This window comes from Thalassospira sp. GB04J01, assembly GCF_000751115.1.
In the GTDB taxonomy this organism is placed as follows: Bacteria; Pseudomonadota; Alphaproteobacteria; order Rhodospirillales; family Thalassospiraceae; genus Thalassospira; species Thalassospira lucentensis.
The window spans coordinates 60,231-83,958 of sequence record NZ_CCDX020000012.1 but is presented as its reverse complement, the minus strand read 5'-3'; the positions used below and the strand labels follow the sequence as shown (position 1 = coordinate 83,958).

At 54.2% G+C, this 23,728-nt stretch carries 24 protein-coding genes; 8 read left to right on the top strand and 16 right to left on the bottom strand.

Features of this window, described 5'->3' with window-relative positions:
• Positions 1-53: 53 nt before the first annotated feature.
• From AMM48_RS11790 to AMM48_RS11780, 3 genes are read left to right on the top strand one after another with little or no spacing between them, the layout of a single operon-like run.
• Positions 54-1,475, top strand: a complete 1,422-nt coding sequence (locus tag AMM48_RS11790) for a TRAP transporter large permease subunit (RefSeq protein ID WP_022731389.1) — start codon at positions 54-56, stop codon at positions 1,473-1,475.
• An 11-nt stretch (positions 1,476-1,486) separates the two neighbouring features.
• On the top strand, positions 1,487-2,839 hold the full coding sequence (locus AMM48_RS11785) for an amidase (protein WP_102784202.1): 1,353 nt from the start codon (positions 1,487-1,489) through the stop codon (positions 2,837-2,839).
• Complete coding sequence (locus AMM48_RS11780) at positions 2,839-3,024, top strand: hypothetical protein (RefSeq protein ID WP_102784201.1); 186 nt, start codon at positions 2,839-2,841, stop codon at positions 3,022-3,024. Before AMM48_RS11785 ends, AMM48_RS11780 begins: the two co-directional genes overlap by 1 nt.
• A gap of 11 nt (positions 3,025-3,035) precedes the next feature.
• Here the strand turns inward: AMM48_RS11780 and AMM48_RS11775 are convergent, their stop codons facing one another.
• The 6 genes from AMM48_RS11775 to AMM48_RS11750 form a co-directional block, all read right to left on the bottom strand.
• Positions 3,036-4,214 carry a sulfotransferase gene (locus AMM48_RS11775; protein ID WP_102784200.1) on the bottom strand — a complete coding sequence of 393 codons (1,179 nt, stop codon included), beginning with the start codon at positions 4,212-4,214 and terminating at the stop codon, positions 3,036-3,038.
• Entirely contained in the window at positions 4,211-4,951 is a 741-nt protein-coding gene (locus AMM48_RS11770; RefSeq protein WP_102784199.1) for a hypothetical protein, read from the bottom strand. The genes AMM48_RS11775 and AMM48_RS11770 overlap by 4 nt, the downstream gene beginning before the upstream one ends.
• Positions 4,952-4,989: 38 nt before the next feature.
• The gene (locus AMM48_RS11765; RefSeq protein ID WP_244271212.1) at positions 4,990-5,298 is read right to left on the bottom strand and encodes a hypothetical protein; all 309 of its coding nucleotides are present in this window, start codon (positions 5,296-5,298) and stop codon (positions 4,990-4,992) included.
• Entirely contained in the window at positions 5,295-6,686 is a 1,392-nt protein-coding gene (locus tag AMM48_RS11760) for an arylsulfotransferase family protein (protein WP_244271211.1), read from the bottom strand. Before AMM48_RS11760 ends, AMM48_RS11765 begins: the two co-directional genes overlap by 4 nt.
• 330 nt (positions 6,687-7,016) lie before the next feature.
• Positions 7,017-8,489: a hypothetical protein gene (locus AMM48_RS11755; RefSeq protein ID WP_102784197.1), complete on the bottom strand. Its 1,473-nt coding sequence runs from the start codon at positions 8,487-8,489 to the stop codon at positions 7,017-7,019.
• Between the two features lie 97 nt (positions 8,490-8,586).
• Complete coding sequence (locus tag AMM48_RS11750; RefSeq protein ID WP_347876283.1) at positions 8,587-9,012, bottom strand: EamA family transporter; 426 nt, start codon at positions 9,010-9,012, stop codon at positions 8,587-8,589.
• 122 nt (positions 9,013-9,134) lie between these two features.
• Here AMM48_RS11750 and AMM48_RS11745 point away from each other — a divergent pair, with 122 nt between their 5' ends.
• The 3 genes from AMM48_RS11745 (at position 9,135) to AMM48_RS11735 (ending at position 11,158) form a co-directional block, all read left to right on the top strand.
• Positions 9,135-10,391: a hypothetical protein gene (locus AMM48_RS11745; protein ID WP_102784195.1), complete on the top strand. Its 1,257-nt coding sequence runs from the start codon at positions 9,135-9,137 to the stop codon at positions 10,389-10,391.
• 175 nt (positions 10,392-10,566) lie between these two features.
• On the top strand, positions 10,567-10,746 hold the full coding sequence (locus AMM48_RS11740) for a hypothetical protein (protein WP_102784194.1): 180 nt from the start codon (positions 10,567-10,569) through the stop codon (positions 10,744-10,746).
• 154 nt (positions 10,747-10,900) lie between these two features.
• Positions 10,901-11,158: a hypothetical protein gene (locus tag AMM48_RS11735; protein ID WP_102784193.1), complete on the top strand. Its 258-nt coding sequence runs from the start codon at positions 10,901-10,903 to the stop codon at positions 11,156-11,158.
• A gap of 47 nt (positions 11,159-11,205) precedes the next feature.
• Here the strand turns inward: AMM48_RS11735 and AMM48_RS11730 are convergent, their stop codons facing one another.
• The 9 genes from AMM48_RS11730 to AMM48_RS11690 all read right to left on the bottom strand — a co-directional run bounded on the left by AMM48_RS11730 (position 11,206) and on the right by AMM48_RS11690 (position 20,382).
• Positions 11,206-11,697 carry an Lrp/AsnC family transcriptional regulator gene (locus AMM48_RS11730; protein ID WP_033368674.1) on the bottom strand — a complete coding sequence of 164 codons (492 nt, stop codon included), beginning with the start codon at positions 11,695-11,697 and terminating at the stop codon, positions 11,206-11,208.
• Between the two features lie 2 nt (positions 11,698-11,699).
• On the bottom strand, positions 11,700-12,698 hold the full coding sequence (doeB, locus tag AMM48_RS11725; RefSeq protein ID WP_102784192.1) for a N(2)-acetyl-L-2,4-diaminobutanoate deacetylase DoeB: 999 nt from the start codon (positions 12,696-12,698) through the stop codon (positions 11,700-11,702).
• Positions 12,699-12,813: 115 nt separating this feature from the next.
• A complete protein-coding gene (doeA, locus tag AMM48_RS11720) occupies positions 12,814-13,995 on the bottom strand; it encodes an ectoine hydrolase DoeA (protein WP_102784191.1) in 1,182 nt (393 codons plus the stop codon).
• A 58-nt stretch (positions 13,996-14,053) separates the two neighbouring features.
• On the bottom strand, positions 14,054-15,046 hold the full coding sequence (gene eutC, locus AMM48_RS11715; RefSeq protein ID WP_102784190.1) for an ectoine utilization protein EutC: 993 nt from the start codon (positions 15,044-15,046) through the stop codon (positions 14,054-14,056).
• 5 nt (positions 15,047-15,051) lie between these two features.
• Positions 15,052-16,041 (bottom strand): hydroxyectoine utilization dehydratase EutB, encoded by a 990-nt coding sequence (gene eutB / locus AMM48_RS11710; protein WP_101302669.1) that lies wholly within the window; start codon positions 16,039-16,041, stop codon positions 15,052-15,054.
• 12 nt (positions 16,042-16,053) lie between these two features.
• A complete protein-coding gene (locus AMM48_RS11705; protein ID WP_244271210.1) occupies positions 16,054-16,839 on the bottom strand; it encodes an Asp/Glu racemase in 786 nt (261 codons plus the stop codon).
• A 113-nt stretch (positions 16,840-16,952) separates the two neighbouring features.
• Positions 16,953-18,236 (bottom strand): TRAP transporter large permease, encoded by a 1,284-nt coding sequence (locus AMM48_RS11700; protein WP_102784188.1) that lies wholly within the window; start codon positions 18,234-18,236, stop codon positions 16,953-16,955.
• A 13-nt stretch (positions 18,237-18,249) separates the two neighbouring features.
• Positions 18,250-18,831: a TRAP transporter small permease gene (locus AMM48_RS11695; RefSeq protein WP_244271209.1), complete on the bottom strand. Its 582-nt coding sequence runs from the start codon at positions 18,829-18,831 to the stop codon at positions 18,250-18,252.
• A 153-nt stretch (positions 18,832-18,984) separates the two neighbouring features.
• Positions 18,985-20,382 (bottom strand): PLP-dependent aminotransferase family protein, encoded by a 1,398-nt coding sequence (locus AMM48_RS11690; protein ID WP_102784187.1) that lies wholly within the window; start codon positions 20,380-20,382, stop codon positions 18,985-18,987.
• 216 nt (positions 20,383-20,598) lie between these two features.
• On the opposite strand from AMM48_RS11690, the gene dctP reads away from it, so the two are divergent.
• Together dctP and AMM48_RS11680 are read left to right on the top strand one after the other, a co-directional pair.
• Positions 20,599-21,618 (top strand): TRAP transporter substrate-binding protein DctP, encoded by a 1,020-nt coding sequence (dctP, locus tag AMM48_RS11685; protein ID WP_102784186.1) that lies wholly within the window; start codon positions 20,599-20,601, stop codon positions 21,616-21,618.
• A 187-nt stretch (positions 21,619-21,805) separates the two neighbouring features.
• Positions 21,806-22,213 carry a hypothetical protein gene (locus AMM48_RS11680; RefSeq protein WP_102784185.1) on the top strand — a complete coding sequence of 136 codons (408 nt, stop codon included), beginning with the start codon at positions 21,806-21,808 and terminating at the stop codon, positions 22,211-22,213.
• Between the two features lie 97 nt (positions 22,214-22,310).
• Here AMM48_RS11680 and AMM48_RS11675 read toward each other — a convergent pair whose 3' ends face one another.
• The gene (locus tag AMM48_RS11675; protein WP_102784184.1) at positions 22,311-23,711 is read right to left on the bottom strand and encodes an aspartate aminotransferase family protein; all 1,401 of its coding nucleotides are present in this window, start codon (positions 23,709-23,711) and stop codon (positions 22,311-22,313) included.
• Between the last annotated feature and the right edge of the window lie 17 nt (positions 23,712-23,728).

Below are 23,728 nucleotides of genomic sequence, written 5' to 3'. Positions count from 1 at the left end.
CTTCGGATTGACTTGGACCCCAACAGTGATTGCCCCCGAACGGAGCTGCCAAAGTGATTGACGCACATGTCGCCCTAATGATGCTGGGCATCTTTATTATCCTCGTATTTCTGGGCTTTCCGGTGGCCTTTACCCTGATGGCTTTGGGGATTGGTTTTGGATATTACGCCTATTTCGATGACGGTCGGATGTGGCGGGCCTTTAACCGACTTGCCGAAGACAGTGACACCCTGACATCCGCGATTACGTGGTTTGAAGGGGCGTTTAACAACCGAATATTCGATTTATTTATCAACCAAACCTATACGGTGATGTCCAACGAGGTCCTGACAGCGGTCCCGTTGTTCCTGTTTATGGGCTACATCGTTGAACGGTCAAACATCGTCAATCGGTTGTTTAGCACCCTGAATGTTGCCGCGCGCAATATCCCCGGATCGCTGGGGGTTGCGGCCCTTGTGACCTGTGCATTGTTTGCAACGGCGACCGGGATTGTGGGTGCGGTTGTGACCCTGATGGGGATGCTGGCGCTGCCCGCGATGCTCAAAGCACGTTATGACAAAAGCTTTGCTGCGGGGATTATTTGTGCCGGCGGGACGCTTGGCATTCTGATCCCGCCGTCGATCATGTTGATTGTTTATGCCGCCGCATCGGGGGTTTCGATTGTGCGGCTTTATGCCGGGGCTTTGTTGCCGGGCCTGACACTGGTGGGTTTGTATCTTCTGTATATCGTTTGCCGTTCGATGTTGCAGCCAAAAGCAGCCCCGCGTCCGACCAAGGAAGAAGTTCCTGAAGTGCCGCTGCCCAAAGTTTTGTGGATGCTGGCAACCTCGTTCTTCCCGTTGGCGTTCCTGATCCTGTCGGTTTTGGGATCGATCCTGTTTGGGTTGGCAACACCGACCGAGGCGGCATCGATTGGCGCGCTTGGTGGTATCATTCTGGCGGCATCTTACCGCGCGTTGACGTTTGATCGGCTGCGTGAGTCGGTTTACCTGACGGTGCGGACATCGGCGATGGTGTGCTGGTTGTTTGTCGGGTCTTATACGTTCTCGTCGGTGTTTTCCTATCTTGGCGGGGAGCATGTGATTTCCGAGTTCGTCAGTGGACTTGATCTGACGCCATTGCAGTTCCTGCTTTTGGCGCAGCTGATCATCTTCTTGCTTGGCTGGCCTTTGGAATGGTCGGAAATCATCATTATCTTTGTTCCGATCTTCCTGCCATTGCTGCCGCTGTTTGATATTGATCCGCTGTTCTTTGGTATTCTGGTGGCGTTGAACTTGCAGACCTCGTTCCTGACCCCGCCGATGGCGATGTCGGCCTATTACCTCAAGGGTGTGGCCCCTCCGGGTATCTTGTTGACCGATATCTTTAAGGGGATCATGCCGTTCCTGTTCATGGTGATTGTCAGCATGGTGTTGATGTACACGTTCCCGCAGATCGTTTTCCATCTGCCTGATCTGTTCTATGGTGCGCGTTAAGGGAAATTGTAATGAGTAATATCAATCCACTCCTGACACTTGATGTTGTCGAACTGCGTGACCGCCTGGCTTCCGGGGCGGTGCGCGCGGTCGAATATGTCGAGGCGTGCCTTGCGCGTATCGAAGAGATCGAACCACAGGTGCAGGCGTGGGCATGGCTTGATAGTGATTTTGCCATTGCCCAGGCCCGGGCCCTTGATGCGCGGCGTCAATCCGGGGCCGCTATTGGCCCGTTGCATGGGTTGCCGGTGGGGCTGAAAGACGTCATTGATACCGCACGCATTCCGACGTCCAACGGGACACCGTTGGACGAGGGGCGGGTGCCCGAAGAAGATGCGGTTCTGGTGGCACGGCTTAAAGCCGCCGGGGCGATTATCATGGGCAAGACGGTTTCGACCGAGCTTGCCTTTATGCATCCATCCAAAACCCGTAACCCGCATAACCCGGAGCATACACCCGGTGGGTCGTCGGCCGGGTCGGCGGCGGCCGTGGCTGCGGCCATGGTGCCGCTTGCGGTGGGGACACAAACCGGGGGATCAGTGATCCGTCCCGCATCGTTTTGCGGTGTGGTCGGGTTCAAGCCAAGTTTTGGCGCGATTGCCCGAACCGGGGTTTTACCGCAAAGCCCGACGCTTGATACCATTGGTGTGTTTGCCAATTCGATCAATGGGGCGGCGATGGTGGCCGAAAGCCTGTTTGGCTATGACGCGGGCGATCCAGCTACATCACCAAGCCCGACGCCAAGGTTGCTTGATGTTGCCAAAAGCGATCCGTTGGTCACCCCGATGTTTGCCTTTATCCGGCCGCCACAGTTCGATGAACTGGCCGATGAGGAAACCGTGATGGCGTTTCGCGAAATCACGGGTGTTTTGGGCGATCAGTGCTTTGAAGCACCGTTGCCCAAGGCGTTTGATGATGCGGCGGCCTTGCGGGCCAAGATCAATTTCGCCGAGATGGCCAAGCATTACTATTCTTATGAAAAGCGTGGCCGTGCGCAATTGTCATCGGAAATCGTTGCCGCCATCGACAAGGGCAATGATGTGACGGCCCGTGATTACCTTGCCGCCCTTGACTGGCGGGGATTGTTTAATGCCGGGCTGGAGGAAGTTTTCCAGCGGTGTGACGTGATCATCACACCGGCGGCCACCGGGCAAGCACCGGCGAACTTGAACACCACGGGGGATGCGATCTTTAACGGGCTTTGGACGTTTTGTGGCACGCCTGCGATCACCATTCCGTTGCTGTGGTCGCAAAACGGCATGCCGATGGGCGTTCAGCTTGTCGGGAAGATTGGCAATGACGCACGTTTGCTGCGCACAGCAAACTGGTTGAAAACATATCTCAGCACGCAGGGAGATGCCTGATGACGGGTGATACTCTAAACCGCGCGATGGCGCTTCTGGCTTTTGTGATCCTTACCGGATTTGTTGCTATTTTGATCGCGTATGTCCCGCGTTGGGATTTGGCGATCATGTCGATTATTATGCTTGTGCTTGCCGGGTGGGATTTCTTCCATACGGCGACGGGCCGCAAAAGCGACCATCACTGATTTTAAGAACGTCAGGCCTGCTGTGTTTCGGCGGGCCTGACGTCATAGCCAAACCGTTTGGCGGCGATCATGGTGATGTCGCGGATTTGGTCGATTTCATCATCGGTGAAATTCGGGCGATAGTAACTTGGCGCATGGATCGTCGGGGCCACGCGGTCAATGATCGGTTGGGCATCGGCAAGCCCGGTGTGATCAAACAGCGCACGCAATTTGCCCGCCGGATCGGCCACCAGATCCTCGTAGCGCATCACAAGCGTTGCCTTTTCAAGGCCCTTGTTCACGGTTAACCGGTCTGCCAGATAGTGATGCAGGTTGGACCAATAGTGTGCCCATCCTTCGATTTCCTTGCCGTTTTTCCAAAGATTCATGATGTCGAGGGTTGCGTGCAAATCCCCGGTGTTGATCGGGCGGCGGTCCAGACCAAATTCGAAATGCCCGACACGCTGCATGTGGGCAACCGCACGGGGATTGTTCTGTTCCCCGGCACAGAAAAGAGTGTGTTGTTTGATCAGGGACGCGATGTGCCAAACCGGATCGCGCACGGGTAAAACAAAGCGCGCATCAGGAAACAGCGACAACAGATATTCCATCCGGGTGACCAGATAGTTTGCCTTGGACACATAGCGCGTGCCGCCGCGAACATGGATCAGTTTGCGGATGTGGTCACGGTAGAATGCCTCAAACGCCGGGTTGCTGATGTGTTCATCAAGCGTGTTGTTGTCCCCAACGTCATGGAGATGACGGAAAAACGCCATCCAGATCATTTCCTCGAACGCTTCGGGGCTTTCGGGGGTGATGTTGATGCCATCGGCATGGGTGCGTTCAACAGCCACGTTCTTTTTGCCCGGTGCGAGATCGACAAAGCGGTTCCAGAACCACGGGGTGAAAACAGGCGGATAATCGCGATACTGATGGGTTGCGGCATCGGGGTGCTGGGCAAGGGTTTCAAGCAGAATTGTGCTGCCCGACCGTGCCAGACCGGCAACGAAAATCGGCTTTTCAATTTCGATATCTGCGATGGCATCAGCAGCCATTTTCGTTTCGAAATTGCCAAGCCGGATCCATTTGGCCGGGTGACGGGCGATCAGGCCGCTTAACCAGTGGTCCCAGCCCGAAACGTGGAATGCTTCGGGTTTTGGCGATTTTTGCGTGGTGATCTTGTCGGAAGTGGTGCCGGTTGGATTGGTCATTCGATCCGAAATCCTTTCTTGATCCCCAGTGACGCCAACAACAGGGCGACAAAGAATGTCAGTTCCCAGCCACGTGCCCAGCCCGGACCAAAGGCGATGATTTCCTGTGCGGGCAGGTCAAAGCGAAGCTCCGTCACCGGGGTGTCGTCGGGCAGATATCCCGCCGGATTGCCAATCAAATGGTTCCACCAGACTTTTTGGTGCATCACCGGAATGGCCGCAGCCGGGGCAATGACATGGGTTTGGCCGTCAAGGTTTCCGGGGATCTGGATCGTTGGGCAGCTGCTGTCTTGGGCGTCGGAATTAATGCCGACCTGCTCAATCGGGCTGCCTTCTGGTTCGACCGAAATTGTCACGGTCTGATCGGGGGCCGGGCAGCGATACCCATATTGCCCGTCCAGCCAGACAATCATGGCAAGGGCAGGCATGGACGCCAGAACCGCCGGACCGATCACAAAGCCGACCAGTTTGAAGGAATGCCCAAGCTGTGCCCTGGCCAGACGCATGCCGTGGGCGAAGTCCTCGCCATCGTCGTCGGTCATGGCTTTCTGGGCGGTTTTGACATCGGCCTTGATCTGTTTGATCCGGGTTTGCGGCGATAAAACCCGATACAGCACCATGGAAATGACGGCACAGAGCAGCCCCCAGATCAGCACGCGCCCAAACGGGCCAATGGCGTCGCCCATCAAGTCGTCCAGAGTTGTGAATGCCGGGGCGGGCCAGTCAAAAAGTCCCATTATGTGCCGTCCTGTTGTGCGTCAGTGATGCGGTGTGTTCACGAACTTGAATGTTTCGAGCTTTCGGTCGTGCTGTTTTGCGCCGTCGTGCGATTGGCTTTGCGTTTGCGCATCATTTTGCGAATGGGCCACATCAGAACGAAGCCAACCGCAACAAGGATCGCAGCCAAGACCGCCCAAAGAGCGGACAGAAGGCTTAACCCCGCACCCGGCCCGACATAGGCATGGGCCGGAAAGGCGGTCAGCAAAATGGCAACGGCCAAGGTGCTGGCGCCGATCGTTATCAGCTTTGAACTGGGGGCGGACATGTGCTGCGCATGCGTCATTGCGTTTCGGGTCTGTTTCATTGTGCGTCTCCGGTGTTGGAGGCAGGGACAGTGTCAAGATACAGGGCCGCACGCGCATCGGTGATGCGTTCGGCCTGCGACACAACGGGGATCAGTTTTTTATCGGGATTATCAGGATCATCGCGACGGATCGGATTGTGGAATTCCCACACGATGTCGCCGGTCGGGGTGACTTCAAACAGTCGGCCGCCGCTTGATTCGGTAATCAGTGTATTGCCATTGGGCAGGCGTTGCTGATCAGCACGGATGTTGCTGTCAAATTTATGGGTTGCCGTGCCCTTGTACTGCCAAGTGATGGCGTTGGTTTCTGGATCAATTTGCAAAACACGTGATTGTCCGGCATCCGGGTCGGCAAGCTGCCCCTGATTATCAAACAGCAAGATATCGCCGTTGGGCAGGACATCGGGGTCATGTTGCCCCAGCCATGAACCACGGGTGGCCCAGACAATTTTTTCGGCATCCATATCAAGCACGGCGATGATGCCAAGATCGCGGAAGGACACAACAACATCGCCTTCCTTGCCATAGGCAAAGTTCTTTGCCGTGTCGGCGTCAATCAACTGAATTGTATTGGTATGAAGAATATCTTCATTGGCAAAATACGGCGCGAAATCAACCATGTTCGCGTAGCTTGAATTGATCAGCGCATCAAGGATCGAGACCTTTTTGATCTCCTTGCCCTCGGGCGAGAGGATCACGGCGAAATCATCCAGACGCGGCGGGGTCAGCTGTTTGCGGTTGGCATAGGTGTTGAACCGGAATTCCTGTGTCAGGGCATAGACCCGGCCATCATCGGCGATGGAAAAATCATGATGGGCGGTGCCAAGATATTTCCACACCGGTTTGGAATTTTGGTCGACCTTGGCCATGCCATAGCCATATGGCGTGTCACCCGCCGCCGTGTATTGGACAATCAACCCGCCATCGGGGGCCATCTTGGCGGTGTGCCAATGCATGAAGTCGTCTTTTTGCGGATTGGGGATCGGGGATGTCTCATCGTGGATCATGCTAAAGGGCATGTGCCATTCATGGACAATATTGCCATCCATATCGATCAGCACGGCATGGGGACCATCGCCCGATGAGTAAAGTGTCAGGCCATTTTGCGCGCGATTGGCATCGTGGATGGTAACGCCGGACTGATCGCTTCTGGCCTCGGCCCAGAAATCAAGCCGTTCGACATCGGTGTATTTGGTGCGCTGTTCCCAAAGGGCTGTCCCGGCACGCCACGCATTTTTCATCGATTGATACGGCGGCACTTCTGCGAGTACGACAAACGCGCCCAGACCAAAGCTGATCGCGGCAATACCAACAAAAAAGGCAGAAATAAAAACGCGATCGCCGCCATTATTGGCGGCGGTTTGATCTTCTTGATCGGAACCAGACACGCATAACCTCCATATCATTTAAAACGGAGGTTACGGGCCAGTACAGGCAAATTTGCGGCCATTTTTCCGATGATTATGGCTTTTTGGCCGGTATTTTGTCGCCGTTTCGCCTTAAACGTGAATGGTAAATATGGTTTTTCGCGTATGGTTTTGGCTGATTATCTTAACGATTGAGGGTGGGGGCATTCTACCCCTTCCATGCGATTTGCACGGTACCGCTGCCGACCATTTCAGCCCCCGGCCAGCTTGCCATGGTTCGTTGCTGGCCAAGGAAGATGGCGTTAAATAGTTTCGCCGTCATTTTGACTGTTCACGCATCCGCAATGTGCTTTATTTTCGGTATTCCACACCGTCAAAAACCAGAACGTCACGGTCAAACTGGCAAGGTACGGTGCCGGACGGTATCGTCATACGTTGAAGAACCTCGCCGGTTGCAGCATTGCTATAGGTTCCAATGCCATCATAGGTCACGGAAATGCTGTCGGGGGTGGTGGCATAAGTGAAATCGATTTCAAACCGGTATTTTGCGGCACCGCCAAAGGTGTAGCTGATAAAATTACCGCGTCCCTGGCCGGGCGTGTCTAGCGTCAATGTCGAATTACCGGTCGTGTCGTGAAATGTTCCACTTGCCTGTCTGCAGCCGGTTGCGGTCGCCGGAGGGGCATCCGTTGCTTGTTGCCGGGGCTGTTTGACGTCTTTGGCGGCAGTTTGAAGATCCCTTTCGATCAAGAGATCAAGTTCTGCCGCCGAAGCCAATCTTGTCCCGGCATGGTAATAACATTCGCCGACGGGCACGATTTTGCCGCCGCAGGAAAATGTCCCGGTTTGGTTCGGGAACATTTCGCCCGATGGAAGATCGATCCAGCCATCCGCTGCGAACATAACCCGTCCGGCTCCAAAAGGACGCTCGTTGCGCAAAGCGCCTTTCCATGACGTTCCGTCAACCATACGCAGCAAACCGTCAGCCGGTGTGAAAACCTGATAACGCCCGGTAAATTCCTGACCGTCGGGCCAAATGGTGCGTGTTTCCGGTGCGAGTTGATAGATGCCGTTTAAACGAACGATGGTGCCATTCGTCGTGCGGTTGTCGGCAAACTGTATGCGGCCCGATATGCCGGTATCTTCAAGGGCGGCATTGCCGATGGTGGCAAATTCCTTTCCGGCTTCTGATATCGTGACAGTCCCTGTGCCGACATGCTTGCCATACTGTTGTGGGCCGCGATATTCAAAGCGGTAACCACCGGTATCCTGAATGGTCTGGGGACTGTAAGTCGATGATATCGGGGTCAGCAATGCGGGGATGTTTTTTGCCTGCTGATAGAGTGCAGGGTCGGCAATATTGTTGATTTTCACATCGTCAAACAACAGCCCGAAGTCGGCGTAAATGACAGTGATCTGTGCAGGATGGACATCGACCCAGCCGCTATATTGCAGATCACCCAGCCGATAGACATTGATTGCATACCGATCAGGCCAGACTTCAAAACGCTGGATTTGGCCCGATGATAATTGGTTGGATATAAACGGGATGAACCCGGCATTGTTGGCAGCACGGGTGACTTGAAGTTGCCAGCCGTAATATCCGCCAATGCCGGAATTGTTCAATTCGAAACTGATCAGGGCGGTTTCGGAGAGGTTGGCAACGGTTTGTTGCGGCGCGGATGACGGGGCGGATGAAAGCGCGGGTGCGGTGCCTTGAACGGGGGGTGTTGATGTGTCGCCGGTTGTTGTCTGACATCCAATCAGCCCGACCATGCACACGCCAATCAGCAGGGCTTTTGCGCCCCAATTGCCAACAATCATCCCCGCCCCCTGCGCGATAAAACCCGAAAGCTGATTTCGCCACAGTTTCAAAAAAAAGAAAAGAGTTATAGCGCGGGATGGCATGCCCGGATTGGGGCTATCCTTTCCACGCGATCAATGCGGCACCGCTGCCGATCATCGCAACGCCCAGCCAGCTTGCCATGGTCAGTTGTTCGCCAAGGAATATCGCACCAAAGATCGCGACCAGAACCACGCTGAGTTTATCAATCGGGGCGACTTTGGCGACCTCGCCGATTTGAAGGGCGCGGAAATAACACAGCCATGAGGCCCCGGTGGCAAGTCCTGACAGGATCAAGAAGGTCCATGTCTTGGCCGGGATGGTTGATGGGGTTTCCCACACCCCTTTGGCCAGCACAATGACCCAGACCATAATCAGAATGATGACCGTACGGATCAGGGTGGCGAAGTCCGAATTGATGTTGGCAACGCCGATCTTGGCAAAAATTGCGGTCAGGGCGGCAAAGCACGCGGCAAGTGCGGCCCAGAGTTGCCAACTGCTCATCAGTTCTTTCATTTGATCTGCTTTCTGTGGGGGCAACATATCAAGTTCAGCATAGAAACGATGACGACGCGGTGTATTATTTTACCGAACGAAACGTCAAAGTTTTATTGAGCCGGATTATAATGGTCGAAAGAGCAAGGCTGTCCCAATCTATCGTTGATGCGACAGATGCACCGAAATCTGGAGAGAGATGGATTTCAGATACCAAGGTTCGTGGTTTTGGCTTGCGGGTATGGCGCAAGGCGGATGGCTCCGTGGGCAAGGCATACTGCGTAAGAGCTTCCGATATAGCCGGGAAACCTCAGCGTCGGACATTTGATCTTACTTCGCTATTTGCTTGGCGCCTTTGGGAGCGGAAGCACAATAGATTTTCGACGGATACCGCGCCGACAGATATTGGGAGGTTTGTCGAGGAAGCGAGGAATTGGGCTCGGGATACGGTCGACAAAATGAAGGGCAAGCTGACACTTGCCGAAGAAGAAGAGCTTCAGCGCGCAGCGTATAAGTCCTCGGCAAAAAAGCGAACTTTGAGAAGAGTCGCTGATGTGTTGCTAAAGGGATACCTAATTAACGGAGCGTCTCAGGAATATGTCGACCGTTTAGACAAACTATTTTCAAAATACGTTGAAAAGGAAATTGCGGCCTTGCCGGTTTCCTCTTTGCCTAACGAGCGTATGCGTCAGTTGGCTGAGTTTGAGCACATTACACCCGGAAATTTGAAGTTCATCAGACCGTTCCTACGAAAGATATTTGAATTGGACGCGGAATTGAGCCGTTCAAAAAACTATTTCGAGACAGCATTGCGTGAGAACGGATACTTGGAGAGAGATGAGTCTCACTCTGACAATATTTTAGAGGAGTGGGACCGAGACAAAATCGATAAATTTCTGGATTCATTTCTTTCTGAGGACACCTACTGGCAGCAAGGAATTTGTCTGTATTTCTATTTTAGTTTCATGCGTGCGCCGTTGTCGCAGGTAATGGCGTTTCGTTGGGATCAGCTTTATGAGTTGACGCTGAGGTTTCCACAAAATGATATGGAATCCTCGCGAAAAAAAATGGCTTGGTGCTATCGCGATAAGATCCATTACCGTGAGAGCATATCCAGAAACGACGTTAAAGCTTTGAAACTTGTTCAAAGCTTTTCGACGCAGAAGTTCCCCAATTGCAGGTTTTTATTTCCGTCCCCATTCGGGGAAGGAGAAAGCCATATAAAGTCTGTCGATCATGTTTGGATGAAGACATTGAAACAGTATGGTTTCTCATCTCTCTCACCTAGAGCGTTTAAAGAGATGTTGGATGAAAACAGCTACTATCGCTTTCGCTTTCTTTACGGCGAGCATAGACAGTTCGGAGGAAGCCCTTGGGATGAACTTTAGGCAAATTTGTCCACAGGTAGCAAACTGCACGAAATATACCTTTTAAAAACAGTCTATTGTCGCTTGAGCAACAGACTAATGCACTTTTCATTCCTTGAGCGAATATCGGGTTGGTGCGTTCATGTTCGTGCAGCCAGATGGTTTTATTCTCTTAGGAAAGTGAAAGGGACGTTCGATGAAGAATTTGTCCACGGCAGAAATTTCCGTAATTAAAGGACGTATTTTACGTGGTGATAAATACGCTGAAATAGCAGCGGATTACCGCCTAAACCAAGGGCGTATCGCAGATCTAAAGTTCGGTAGAATTTTTAATGATATATTGGCAGCCGACTTGAGTGATGCAAAAGTGAACTAAACGAACGTTGGTTCAAGAGGGCAGCGAGAAGGGTAGCTCTCCTTTGTTGAATAAGGCGAATTTGTCCATGATTACGAACCAACTTTTCCTGAATTAAGTTTTTTCAATGGATTAGGTTGGGGGTTCAAGTCCGCGGGTACTTTCTATTCCTTGAATGAAGGCGCTCTTTGCCGAATATGGAAGTCAGCAACGTTGCTTCATTCCAATTTTCGTCAAGAAAGGTCTGAAGATGAAACATCTCTCAAAAGCTGAAATAGCAGTTATTAAAGCAAGAATTCTGCGCGGGGATAAGTATGCCGAGATAGCAGCGGATTATCGCGTCAATCAGGGGCGCATTGCTGATTTGAAATTCAACAGAATTTTCGCAAACGTTGCGCCAGCAGATATATCTGACGCGTTCCAAAGTCACTAAATATAAGTGTTGAACAGGTGCCTGTGTGGCACCTGTTCACATAATCTCTATTTCCGTTCCGGGGACTCAACCAGATTTTCAATCGGGGTGATGGCGGTGGTTTTGACCTTTTTGGTGACGATATAGGTGAAATAGCGATCAATACCGATATCAGACACCAAAAGGCGGTCGATCAGGCGTTGATAGGCATCAACATCGTGACAGAGCACCTTGAGCATGTAGTCGACCCCGCCGCCCAAGCCATAGCATTCGACGATTTCGGGGATGTCCTGCACGGCTTTCTCGAAAATCTGGAAATCATCGTGCTGATGATGGCGCAGGGTGACTTCGGTCAGCACCAAGGTTGGTTTGACCAGTTTTTCCAGATTGATATGGGCGTGATAGCCTGAAATCACCCCAAGGTCTTCGAGGCGTTTCAGGCGTTCCCAGCACGGGCTTGGCGATAGGTTGACCGCCTCGGCCAGTTTGACCTTGGTGATGCGCCCTTCGCGTTGCAGGGTTTTGAGTATTTTAAGATCCAGCTCATCAAGCCTGATCATGGTCACAGCACCTTTGCAATCACGGCCAGACAATCACCCATCTTGATCAGGCCGGGGAAGTGACGGCACGATAATATCCCGTCACGCGATGCATGATATTCGCGCGGGGCTGTGCCGGTGCACTCGACATCATAAATGCGGGCAATCAAATCACCCTTTTTAACCAAATCGCCCAGATCAACGCAGGGTTCAAACAGGCCTGAGTCTTGAGACGCGACAAAGCAGTCATCGCCGGGCATATCAAGCATGGCGGTGCCATCCGGGGCGGCTTCAATTTCACCGCCAACAATTCCGGCATGGATCAGAATATTGCGCACACCGCGATCGGCAATGGCCATGCGTTCTGCCGTGGTGGATCCACCGCCGCCAAGTTCGGTGGTGACAAAGGTTTTGCCCGCTTCTTCGACCACAGTGTCGAACATACCAACCGCATCGAGTTCGAGCATCATCATCGAATAGGGCGCGCCAAATGCATTCATCGCCGCAACGCAGCGGGCTTCCTGTTGCTTGTCGGGCAGGACGTGGGCGGCGGCAAAGGGGATGAAATCAAGCGTCTTGCCACCCGAATGGATGTCGAGAACGATGTCGGCCTCGGGCACGAGATAGCGCAGGACGTAATCGGCGATTTTCTGAGTGACCGTGCCATCGGGTTTGCCCGGATAAGACCGGTTCATGTTGCCCGCATCAATTGGCGATGTCCGCGATGCGTTGCGAAAGGCCGGATAATTCATCGCGGGCAGAATGATCACGCGCCCGGTGACGTCCGCCGGGGTGAGGGAGCCTGCCAGTTTGAACAGGGACACGAGGCCCTCGTACTCATCGCCGTGATTGCCGCCGGTCAGAAGGGCGGTGGGGCCATCGCCATTGCGAATAACCGTGATGGGGATCATCACAGCCCCCCAGGCGGAATCGTCACGCGAATAGGGCAGCTTTAAAAAGCCGTGGTGGATGCCATCGCGATCAAGCGGGATCGTCGGGCTGATGGGGGAGGCTTTTGTCATGGTCGTTTCCTTGCAATATCCCGGTCACGCGACCGTCGTTTCCGGGCTGTGGCGTCTGGCACCGGAAGCTGCCGGTTTCAAGTGCGGCAGCTTCGCGGTGCGGTGTGGCGGATGATCAGTTTTTGACAAACAATTGTCGCGGATAACTGGTCAGTGTTTTGCTGCCGGTTTCGGTGATCATCATGCTTTCGGTGATTTCGATCCCCCAGTCATCAAACCAGAGACCCGGCATGAAGTGGAAGGTCATGCCCGGTTCAAGAACCGTTTTATCACCGGGACGCAAACTCATGGTGCGTTCGCCCCAGTCGGGCGGATAGGACAGCCCGATTGGATAGCCACAGCGGCTGTCTTTTTCGATGCCGTATTTTTGCAGAACGCCAAAGAAGGCCAGTGCTATGTCTTCGCAGACGTTGCCCGGTTTGGCGGCCTCAAGCCCGGCCTGAAGGCCTTCGATCAGGGCACTTTCAGCATCAAGGAACCTTTGGTCGGGATCGCCAAGGAAAATCGTGCGCGACAGTGGCGCGTGGTAGCGGCGATAACATCCGGCAATTTCAAAAAATGTTCCGGAATTGCCCGGAATGGGTTTTTCATCCCATGTCAGATGCGGTGCACCGGCATCCGCACCCGATGGCAGAAGCGGCACAATGGCCGGATAATCGCCGCCAATCCCGTCCACACCGGCGATGCCGGTACGGAAGATTTCCGCGACCAGTTCGTTTTTCTTCATGCCCGGTTCGACGATTTCGAAAATACGTTCGTGCATGTTTTCAACAATGCGGGCGGCCTGACGCATATAGAAAATTTCGGTTTCCGATTTGATGGCGCGTTGCCAGTTTACAAGGGCAGTTGCGTCGGAAAACGTTGCATTGGGCAAATGGGCCTGAAGTTGCAGGAAAGCTTTGGCGGAGAAATAGTAATTGTCCATTTCGACGCCAATTCTGCGCGATCCCCATCCGCGATTTGTGATCACCTCGGACAGATAATCCATCGGATGGTGTGTGGTCGATTGTACGTAGTAATCAGGATAGGGAATGATGCGATCATGGGTCATATAGACCGTACGCTTTGCCCCGTTTCCGTCCTGGGAACGCCCAAACCAGATTGGATCATCCTCAATCGGAACAAGCACACATTGATGGACATAAAATGACCAGCCGTCATAGCCGGTCAGCCAGGCCATGTTTGACGGATCGGACACGATCAACAGATCAAGTCCCTTCTCCACCATGGCTTTTTTGGTTTTCTCCAGACGCTCGGCATATTCCTCACGCGTGAAATTCAGTTCAACCTGGCTCATCGCAGGCCTCCAGAAAAAGGCGGGGTTTCAGCTTTCCTGACCCATGTTCCTTTTGTTGTTACGAAGATACCTCTATCCCGGCTGCTGCTGCGTCACAGCGGCTTCGGACGAGGGTGGCGATTGCGGTGTCCTGAACACCAGTCCCGGTCAGGTCACAGATGGTAATCTGATCATCGGATGTTCTGCCAGAAGCATTTCCGGCAATGACCTGTCCAAGTTCGGGGAATGTCGCGTCAGCCGTCACAATGCCGGCATCAATGGCGTGATGAAGTTCACCAAGGATGCTGGTTTGTGCCTGACTGTCGCAGACATAAAGGTCGGCCTGCCCAATCAGGGCAGGGTCAATTTCGTTTTTATGTTCGGCATCCGAGCCCATCGCGGTGACATGGGTGCCCGGTTTGACCCAATCGGCCATCAAAACCGGTTCGCGTGCGGGCGTGGTGGTAACAATGATGTCGGCATTGGCCGCCGCATCCTTGCCATCGGTGGTGGCCGATACGGGAGTGCCAAGTTCAAGCGATGCTTTTTTGGCACAGGCTTCTGCCTTGGCCAGATCACGTGCCCAGATGGTGGCCGAGGTGATATTGCGCACCAGTGTCAGGGCCTTGAGCTGCAATCGTGCCTGTACGCCAGCGCCGTAAATCGTGGCGTGCTTGGCATCCTTGCGCGCGAGATACTTGGCCGCAACACCACCGGCGGCGGCGGTGCGGATATCGGTCAGGTAGCCGTTATCAAGCAAGACGGCTTCTAACATACCGGTTTTCGATGAAAACAGGTTCATCAAGCCATTGACCGACGGCAGGCCGAGTTTGGGATTGTCAAAAAAGCCGGGGCTTATTTTAATCGCAAAGCCGTCCAGACCCGGAACATAGGCGGTTTTGACATCGACCTCGCCATTATAGTCGTCAATGTCCAGACGCAGGATCGGCGGCATGCGGACATCCTTGGTTGCCAGTGCAACAAAGGCGTTTTGCACGCAGTCGATGGCATCCTGATCAAGGTCGATGACCTTGCGAAGATCGGTTTCGGTGAGGATTCTGATGTTTGGCATAGGGGTTACTCCGCCATCAGGTCGACGTCTTCGCCGCCAACAATGCGTTTGTGAAGCGCCATGTCGATGTTGCAGCCCGTGGTCAGGGCCACCGTGCGCCCCGGATTATCAATCAGACCGGCACGAAGGGCAGCAATGCCCACAGCCCCCGATCCTTCGATGACCTGTTGATCATCGTGATAGGCCGCCCGGATGCCGTCGGCGATCTGGGCTTCATTGACCAGAACGAAATCATCGGTCAGATCGCCACACATATCAAATGTGTACTGGTTGTTTTCGCCAATACCGCCGCCCAGACTATCGGCCAGTGTTGGCAGTTCCTTGACCGCGGTCGGTTTGCCTTCTTGCAGGCTTGTGATCATGGCACAGCCGCGTTCCATGGTGATGCCGACCACGCGAATGTTGGGATTGATCGATTTTGCGACCAGTGCAACACCGGCCAAAAGACCACCACCGGAAAGGGGGACAAGCAGGGTATCAACATCGGGCAGGGCTTCGATGATTTCAAGGCCAAGCGTACCCTGACCGGCGATGATATGCGCATGGTCAAAGGGCGGGAGCATGGTCAGGCCTTCTTCGGCGACAAGGCGGTCAACTTCGTGTTGGGCTTCGTCCTGTGACTGACCGATGATGCGGACTTCGGCCCCTTGGGCGCGGATGCCATCGACCTTGTTTTGCGGTACGAGTTCGGACATGCAGATGACCGAACGGACCCCGGCATTGTGCGCGGCATAGGCAAGGGCCCGGCCATAGTTGCCGGTTGAGACACCGACAACACCCTTGGCCTTTTGCGCGTCGGTCAGGCGCAAGACAGCGTTGGCTGCCCCGCGCAGCTTGAAGCTGCCGGTGTATTGTTGCTGTTCGCATTTCAGCCAGACGGGGCTTCCGATCCGGTCGGAAAGCGACGTGGACGGACGCAACGGCGTATGGATCACGTGGCCCGCGATGGTTTTGCGGGCAGAAAGAACATCAGCAAATGTGATGGGGTCTTTCATGGCGACCTCGACTTATTTTAAAGGTTGTGGGGCATGGTCAAACAGGGTTCCGAACCCTGTGACCGGCTTTGTGTATTTCATCAGATGGAGGGCATGCCAGATTAGGGCCTGATTGCTGGTGATCACGGGCTTGCCCAATTGTTGTTCGGCCTGTGCGGCGATCTCGGCCGAGCGGATGGCGGTGCAGGAAATAAACACCGCATCGGCATCGGGCGTATCGGCGTTAAGGGCGGCCTTAAGAATGGCGTCGGGTGGAAGGGCTGTCATATCGAAATCATTGTCCAGACCAAAGCCCATCACACGGGTTGTCGTAAACCCCTTGTCGATAAAGCCATCCGCGACCGAACGCGTCACATCGGCAACATAGGGGGTGACGATGGCAATTTTTTGCGCACCAACCGCCTTTAAGGCCAATTCGCCAGCCAGAAGCGGGTTGGTGACCGAGACACCCGGCATGCCCTGATTAATCAGGGCGGCGATCTTGTCTGAGCCGGTGACGGCGGTGCCCGATGTGCAGCCAAATATGGCAACATCGACGCCGTAGCCGGGCAGCAAGGTGCGGGCCGCACGGGGCAAATCATTGGCCATGGCGCGCAGGTTTTCGACCGTAACCGGGTTGGCATTTTCAATGCGGGTGGTGAACAGGCGCACGTCATCGGGCAGAATGCCGCGCAGGTCATCCTCGCTGTTGAAATCGGTGGCAAGTGTAATCAATCCGATCCGCCCTGCCGGTCCGACAGGATCGGGCGAATAGGACAGGTTTACCGGCTCTGGCGTGACCGCTGGGGATACGGACATCATCCTGAACTCCAAGAGGCGGGGTGGTCCAAACCATGTTGTTTGGACCACCCCTGTTTCGGTTTCGTGTTTAGGTCGCTGCGGCGAACCCGGTTCTTGCTGATTTGCCGGACTTAGTGGAAGGCAAGCTCAGGCAGGAACAATGCAATTTGCGGCACAAGCACCAGAATAACTGCTGCTAACAGCAACATGATGATGAAGGGTGGTGTGCCGCGAATGACCTCCGCATAAGGTCGTCGGAAAATCGCGATGGCGGTAAAGATATCGCAGCCAAACGGCGGTGTGGCCGAGCCGATGGCCACCTGAAGGGTGACAAGTGTCCCCACCAGAACCGGGTTAAGGCCCGCCGCATGTACCAACGGCATGAAGATCGGGGTCAGAACCAGGATCACAACAATCGGATCGACAAACATGCACCCGATGAAGAATGCGATGCAGATTGCGGCCAGAACAATGTATTCGTTGGCCCCTTCGAGCCCCAGCGCACCAATCACATGCTGCGGGATCTGGGCAAAGGAAATCACGAACGAGAATGTCGTACCCGCACCCACCAGAATAAACACAACGGCGGTGATCAGGCCGGTGGAACGCGCAATATCAAGCAGTTCAGACCATTTGACCGATTTGAAAATCAGCACTTCAAGAATGATGGCATAAACGACGGAGACAGCGGCGACCTCGGTCGGGCTGACCCAGCCCAGATAGATGCCCCCGACAATCAGAACCGGGAACATGATCGCCGGACCGGCATAGATCACGGCCTTACCCCGTTCAGCCCAGGTCATGCGCGGGATGGTCGGGATGTTGTTCTTTTTGGCGTAATACATGCAGTAGGCCGAGAACATGATCAGGATCAAGATCCCCGGGCCGATACCGGCCAGGAAAAGCTCACCGATGGAGACTTTGCCGACAACACCAAACACGATCATGCCAATCGATGGCGGGATCAGAAAGGCGATGTCACTGGCGTTAATGATCAGGGCCATGGCGAATTTGTCTTCGTAGCCAGCCTTGAGCATTTTCGGGCGCAGTGGGCCGCCCATGGCAACCACGGTGGCCTGTGTCGAGCCAGAGACCGCGCCAAACATGGTACAGCCAAGGGCGGTGGTGACGGCAAGACCGCCGCGCACATGACCGACAAAGGTCATGGCAAGGTCAATCAGCCGGTTGGCTGTATGCCCCTTTGTCACGATGTCAGCAGCAAAGATGAACATCGGCACCGCAATCAGGGCGACCGGGGATATGCCCGTCACCATTTGCTGAATGAGGATGCGTTCGGGGATGGGCATGTAAAAGGCAAATGCCACGACGCTGGCGGTGGCAAGTGGGACCATCATGGGGAAGCCGAGTACGAGCAGTACAAGCATCACCAGAAGGATTGTGGTTCCAAGATCCATTTTTCCGTTCTCCTTACAGGTGAATGTCTTCAGCTTCGAACGTATCTTCGACCCGGTAGGACAGATGTGTCCCCGGCCTGAAGATGTTCGTTGCTGCGGCAAGGACGAACTGGATGCCCGTTACGGTTAGGCCGAATGGAACCCAGAGGACGGTGAAATAGTATGGAATACGCAACGCAGGCGTCAGTCGGTTGGACTGGATCAAAGACGAGACGTAATCAATTGAATACCACGCCAGCAGGAACAACAGCGATGCTGTGCCAAGTGTGATGATAATCATCATGACCTTGCTGGCCTTGGGGCCAAGCATATCGGTAAAGGCCGACATGCGAATATGGCGCCCCATCCGGGCGGCCTCGCTGATGCCGACGAATGTGACGAGAATGATCAAAAATTGATTGAGTTCTTCGGAAAAGAAAATGCTCGAACTAAAGACAAGACGCATGATCACGTTGGCGACGGTATTGACCGCCATGATCACAATGCTCCAGCCAAGAAGCTGACGCTCGATCACGGACAACCCGTCATCAAGTCGTTTTAGAATACCCAACACCCCACCACTGGGGGCGGGGGTTTCCCCATTTGAAGCTGACATACGACCTCCTTGATGCGCGTGCGAGACATTATAAAAAACGTTGTGTGCAGTGATCGGTTCCCTCCCGCACATGTCGTCTTCGCTTCACGCGTGAAGGAACAGAATAAAAACGCTTTGTGACGGTTCAATCACATTTTTGTCATGGGACAAAAATCAATACATAACGTCGAAGGCATGGACACCCGGCATTTGGTCCATTGTGTGGCGGATCTGCATCAAACCGTGATGCAATGCCGGGGTATCGATAGCCCCGCCAAGGCACAATCGAATGGCGTTGGGGCGGGGGACCTTAACGGTCATGAACGGGTCGGAAATCGTAACAGCCACGCCATTTTTGCGCAGTTCAGAGGCAAACCATTCTTCCTGCCAATGGGCAGGGATACGCACCCATGCACTGAGTGATGTCGGGTGATGACGGACAACCGCATCACCAAGGATTTCGGCGACAAGGGCCTGTCGTTCACGCATCAGGGCGCGCTGGACTGTGACGGCCTGATCGACGGTTCCATCGGCAATCCAGCGTGCGCCGATCTCGGCCATCAATGGAGTCCCCATCCAGCCAGTGACGCGCAAAACGCTGCTGGCGCGGATGGAAAGATGCTGCGGGACGGTCAGAAAACCGGTGCGAAGCCCCGGCATGACAATCTTGGTCAGGCTTGAAACGTGAAAGCCAAGCTTGGGCAGGAAGCTTGTGATCGGTGGCAGGTTTTGTTCCAGAAGCGGGCGATAGACGTCATCTTCAATGACGTAAACCCCGTAGTGTTCGGCGATTTCGGCAATCTTTTTGCGCCGTTCCAGCCCCATCAGGCAATTGGTCGGATTGGTGAAAATCGGTGTGACGACAAGGGCGCGGACTTGGCGTTGATGGCATTCGCGTTCAAAGGCCTCAGGCAGGATGCCCTGTTCATCGGTGGGAAGCGCCCCCAGCTTGAACCGAAGGATACTGGCGGTGCCGATCACCCCATGGTCGGTCAGGCTTTCGGTCAGGACAACATCATCAGGCTGCACAATGGTGGCAAGGGCGGTGAACACCCCCTGCGCGGCGCCATTTGTGATCAGAAGGTTGGGGATGGTGCAGTCGATCCCCATGGTTGCCAGCCATTTGGAGCCGATTTCGCGGTGATATTCGAATCCGGCAACCGGACGGCAGCTTTCCATCCAGCCATGCATTGTTTCCTCGGCCAGGCGGGCATGCATCTGGCGCGACAGATCATTGTGAAAGTCGGTATAGGCGGTTCGAACAATCGACAGATCAATCAGGTCGGGTTGGCGGTGATCAAGGATAAAGGAGGACGCGCGGTCGGTCAGGCGGGCCTGAACGAATGTGCCGCGCCGTCGTTCGGATCTGAGGTATCCCTGACGTTCGACTTCCTTGTAGGCAGCACTGACGGTCTGAACGCTGACTTTGAGGCGGTAGGCCAGTTCACGGTGGGTGGGCATGCGGACATCATGTCGGAGTCGTCCCGATTCGATGTCGGTGATGATCGCTTCTACCAGTGCCTTGTATTTGGGCCCGGTTTCGCCACTCAGATCGATGTCTGGCAACCACATTATGCTTTTCCACCCTTTAATTTGGCCTGACCCTAACATGACCTGCGGGTAAATGTGTAGACGTCAAAGTTATTATGTCCTGATACAAAACTAGCATTGACCTGATGCAGGAACATTTCAACACTTCGCACGTTCATAAAATTGATGTGCCAATCATAACGCCGCCGTAACCGGGCAGATCCCGGACGTTGTGCGTACAATAAGGGAGACTTCGATATGAGTTTGAACAAACTCCTCAAGGCGACCCTGTCTGCTGCCGCTTTGTTCGCAGTAGCTGGAACCGCCGCCCATGCAGAAGAATGGAAATTTGCCCACGAAGAAAGCCCGGGTGATGTTCAGGACCTGTATGCACAGGAATTCAAACGCCTGGTTGAAGAAAAGACCGATGGTGACGTGTCCGTGACCATCTACACCTATGGTCAGCTCGGTACGGAAAATGACATTACCGAATTGACGGCTGCGGGTGCAGTTCAGTTCTCGAACGCATCGCCGGGCCATTTGGGGACGTTCGTGCCTGAAATTCAGGTCTTTGGCGTGCCGTACCTGTTGTCGCAGGACAATGAGGTCAACAAAAAAGTCCTGTCGGGCAGCCCGACCATTTATGACGGCCTGAGCAAGGACTTTGAGTCTAAGGGTCTCAAGCTTTATACCATGTATCCGGAAGGGGAAATGGTTTGGACCACCAAGAAAGAAGTTGAAAAGCCGGCTGATTTCGACGGTGTGAAATTCCGTGTCATGACCTCTCCGATCCTGATCGAGAGCTATAAATCCTTTGGCGCTGATCCGGTTGCCCTGCCGTGGGGTGAAGTTTATTCGGGTCTTCAGACCAGCGTTATCGACGCACAGGTTAACCCGATCTTCTTCGTTGAAAGTGCAAAATTCTACGAAGTTACCGACTATCTGATCTATGCCGGTCAGCAGCAGTACACCACCACCGTGGTCTCGAATGCTGACTTCTATGCCGGTCTGTCAGATGAGCGTAAAGAGATGCTTGCCGAGGTCAAAGCTGAGCTTGATGACTTCATCTATGATGCGCAGACCAAGGCAAACGAAGCAGCCCTTGACCGTATCAAGGAAGCCAAGCCTGACATCAAGGTCATTCGCCTTGATGACGAACAGCGTGCCGCGTTTAAAGAAGCTTCCAAAGGCATTGGCGCAAGCCTTGTTGACGAAGTTGGTGGCGACACCCAGGAAGTTCTTGATGCGCTTCGTAAAGAATTCGGTACCGCGATGTAAGGCTTTCGCCTTTATCACGTAACGACTTCACAAAACCCCCGCAGATTTTTCTGCGGGGGTTTTTGTTTTGGGTTCTGCACATTCGTTGAGGATTCTCACAGCAGAGGGGCTTTATGCGTCAGATATGGAGCACCTGTTAACATCATGTCGGCCGGTGCGATCAGTCCACATTTGAAAGGAAAAGGCTGTGAATGATTTCAATCTTTCTCAAGCGCTGCGGGATATTCTGTTCCCCGCAGTGATGATGGCGTTCGTGCTTTTGGGGACGTTTATGACGTCGGCACATGCCGAGGTTCTGTCGCCCAATGGGGTGTCGATGAGCCCGGCTGAATGGGGTGAGAAGTCGCCCGATAAAGCGGCCGTTACCGTGAAGGCGGCGCTCAGCAATGCCGATAATGCGACAATCGTTTCGGCAATCCCCAGCAGTTCTTCGACCACGCTGAACCTTATTGGTTCCGGGGGCGGTATCTGGTGGTCTGAGGGCGATGGTGCCGAGATCAAGCTGAATATCATCAATGGATCTGGCAGTCAGATCGGGTCTTGCACGGTTTCGTCGACCAAAGGCAAAAACGGTAAATACGTTACCGAATGCTAGTCGGTCGCCGCGTGATGCATTCCTTGCGCGCATAAAAACAGGGGCCGGTCATCTGACCGGCCCCTGAAAAGTATGGATATTTTGCGTTATGGCGCGATTATTTGCCTGCGGCAACTTCGTCGGCAACCGCATCAACAGCCTGTTTGGCAATGTCGATGACTTTGTCGACTTCGGCCTTGGTGATGCACAGCGGCGGTGCAAAGCCAAGGATATCACCGTGCGGCATCGCACGTGCGATCATGCCGCGTTCAAGGCAGGCGGCCGAGACGCGCGGCCCGATTTTCGCATTCGGATCAAACCGTTCTTTTTTGGTTTTATCGGCAACGAATTCGAGGGCGGCCATCAGGCCAACACCGCGTGCTTCGCCGACCAGCGGATGATCGCTAAAGGTTTCACGCATGCGTTTTTGCATGTAGCCACCGGTTTCGGCCGAATTGCCCGTCAGGTTTTCACCGTCAACGATATCAAGGTTGGCATTGGCGGCTGCGGCACAGACCGGGTGGGCCGAATAGGTCCAGCCGTGGCCAATCGGGCCCATTTTGTCCGAACCCTGTTCGAGAACTTTCCACACACGTTCGCCAACAATCACACCGGAAAGCGGCAGGTAGCCAGAGGTCACACCTTTGGCAATCGTGATCAGGTCGGGTTTCATGTCGTAGTGCATGGAGCCGAAGTAAGACCCGGTACGGCCAAAGGCGGTGACAACTTCGTCCGCGACCAGAAGCACGTCATATTTGTTCAGGACAGCCTGAATGGCGGCCCAGTAACCTTCTGGCGGGGTGATGATGCCGCCCGTGCCCATGACCGGCTCGCCGATGAAGGCGGCAACGGTTTCAGGGCCTTCGCGCAGGATCATTTTTTCAAGGTCGTCTGCGCAACGTTTGGCAAATTCGGCCTCCGTTTCACCGGCCTCGGCATTCCAGTAATGGTGCGGGCAGGTGGTGTGCAGGATCGGCGCACGCGGCAGATCAAACGCGTTGTGGAAGGCGGCAAGGCCGGTCAGGCTGCCGGTCATGATCCCGGAGCCGTGATAGCCGCGCCAGCGCGAGATGATCTTTTTCTTCTGCGGCAGGCCGCGGATGTTGTTGTAGTACCAGATCAGTTTGATGTTGGTTTCGTTGGCATCCGATCCGGACATGCCGTAATAGACGCGCTGCATGCCTTCGGGGGCACTTTTGACGATGCGCTCAGACAGACGAATGACTGGCTCGTTCCCGTGCCCGACATAGGTGTGGTAATAGGCCAGTTCCTTGGCCTGCGCATAGATCGCATCGGCAATTTCAGTCCGGCCATAACCAACATTCACACAGTAAAGACCGGCGAAGGCATCGAGGCTTTCTTTGCCTTCGGTGTCATGGATGTAAATGCCCTTGCCGCCGTTGATGATGCGGTTGGGGGTTTCCCCATCGGCATGCTGGCGCATGTGGGTCGACGGGTGCATGAAGTGCGCCCGGTCCATTTCCTGCAGGTCTGCCGTGGTGTTTTTGATGACATTCATTGTTGTTCTCCCATGTG

Bases quoted from the DNA above. Each gene is read 5' to 3' on its own strand.
- AMM48_RS11785 (WP_102784202.1), top strand. From the start codon at position 1,487: ATGAGTAATATCAATCCACTCCTGACACTTGATGTTGTCGAACTGCGT.
- AMM48_RS11780 (WP_102784201.1), top strand. From the start codon at position 2,839: ATGACGGGTGATACTCTAAACCGCGCGATGGCGCTTCTGGCTTTTGTG.
- AMM48_RS11775 (WP_102784200.1), bottom strand. From the start codon at position 4,214: ATGACCAATCCAACCGGCACCACTTCCGACAAGATCACCACGCAAAAA.
- AMM48_RS11770 (WP_102784199.1), bottom strand. From the start codon at position 4,951: ATGGGACTTTTTGACTGGCCCGCCCCGGCATTCACAACTCTGGACGAC.
- AMM48_RS11765 (WP_244271212.1), bottom strand. From the start codon at position 5,298: ATGAAACAGACCCGAAACGCAATGACGCATGCGCAGCACATGTCCGCC.
- AMM48_RS11755 (WP_102784197.1), bottom strand. From the start codon at position 8,489: ATGATTGTTGGCAATTGGGGCGCAAAAGCCCTGCTGATTGGCGTGTGC.
- AMM48_RS11750 (WP_347876283.1), bottom strand. From the start codon at position 9,012: ATGAGCAGTTGGCAACTCTGGGCCGCACTTGCCGCGTGCTTTGCCGCC.
- AMM48_RS11745 (WP_102784195.1), top strand. From the start codon at position 9,135: ATGGTCGAAAGAGCAAGGCTGTCCCAATCTATCGTTGATGCGACAGAT.
- AMM48_RS11740 (WP_102784194.1), top strand. From the start codon at position 10,567: ATGAAGAATTTGTCCACGGCAGAAATTTCCGTAATTAAAGGACGTATT.
- AMM48_RS11735 (WP_102784193.1), top strand. From the start codon at position 10,901: ATGAAGGCGCTCTTTGCCGAATATGGAAGTCAGCAACGTTGCTTCATT.
- AMM48_RS11730 (WP_033368674.1), bottom strand. From the start codon at position 11,697: ATGATCAGGCTTGATGAGCTGGATCTTAAAATACTCAAAACCCTGCAA.
- doeB (WP_102784192.1), bottom strand. From the start codon at position 12,698: ATGACAAAAGCCTCCCCCATCAGCCCGACGATCCCGCTTGATCGCGAT.
- doeA (WP_102784191.1), bottom strand. From the start codon at position 13,995: ATGAGCCAGGTTGAACTGAATTTCACGCGTGAGGAATATGCCGAGCGT.
- eutC (WP_102784190.1), bottom strand. From the start codon at position 15,046: ATGCCAAACATCAGAATCCTCACCGAAACCGATCTTCGCAAGGTCATC.
- eutB (WP_101302669.1), bottom strand. From the start codon at position 16,041: ATGAAAGACCCCATCACATTTGCTGATGTTCTTTCTGCCCGCAAAACC.
- AMM48_RS11705 (WP_244271210.1), bottom strand. From the start codon at position 16,839: ATGTCCGTATCCCCAGCGGTCACGCCAGAGCCGGTAAACCTGTCCTAT.
- AMM48_RS11700 (WP_102784188.1), bottom strand. From the start codon at position 18,236: ATGGATCTTGGAACCACAATCCTTCTGGTGATGCTTGTACTGCTCGTA.
- AMM48_RS11695 (WP_244271209.1), bottom strand. From the start codon at position 18,831: ATGTCAGCTTCAAATGGGGAAACCCCCGCCCCCAGTGGTGGGGTGTTG.
- AMM48_RS11690 (WP_102784187.1), bottom strand. From the start codon at position 20,382: ATGTGGTTGCCAGACATCGATCTGAGTGGCGAAACCGGGCCCAAATAC.
- dctP (WP_102784186.1), top strand. From the start codon at position 20,599: ATGAGTTTGAACAAACTCCTCAAGGCGACCCTGTCTGCTGCCGCTTTG.
- AMM48_RS11675 (WP_102784184.1), bottom strand. From the start codon at position 23,711: ATGAATGTCATCAAAAACACCACGGCAGACCTGCAGGAAATGGACCGG.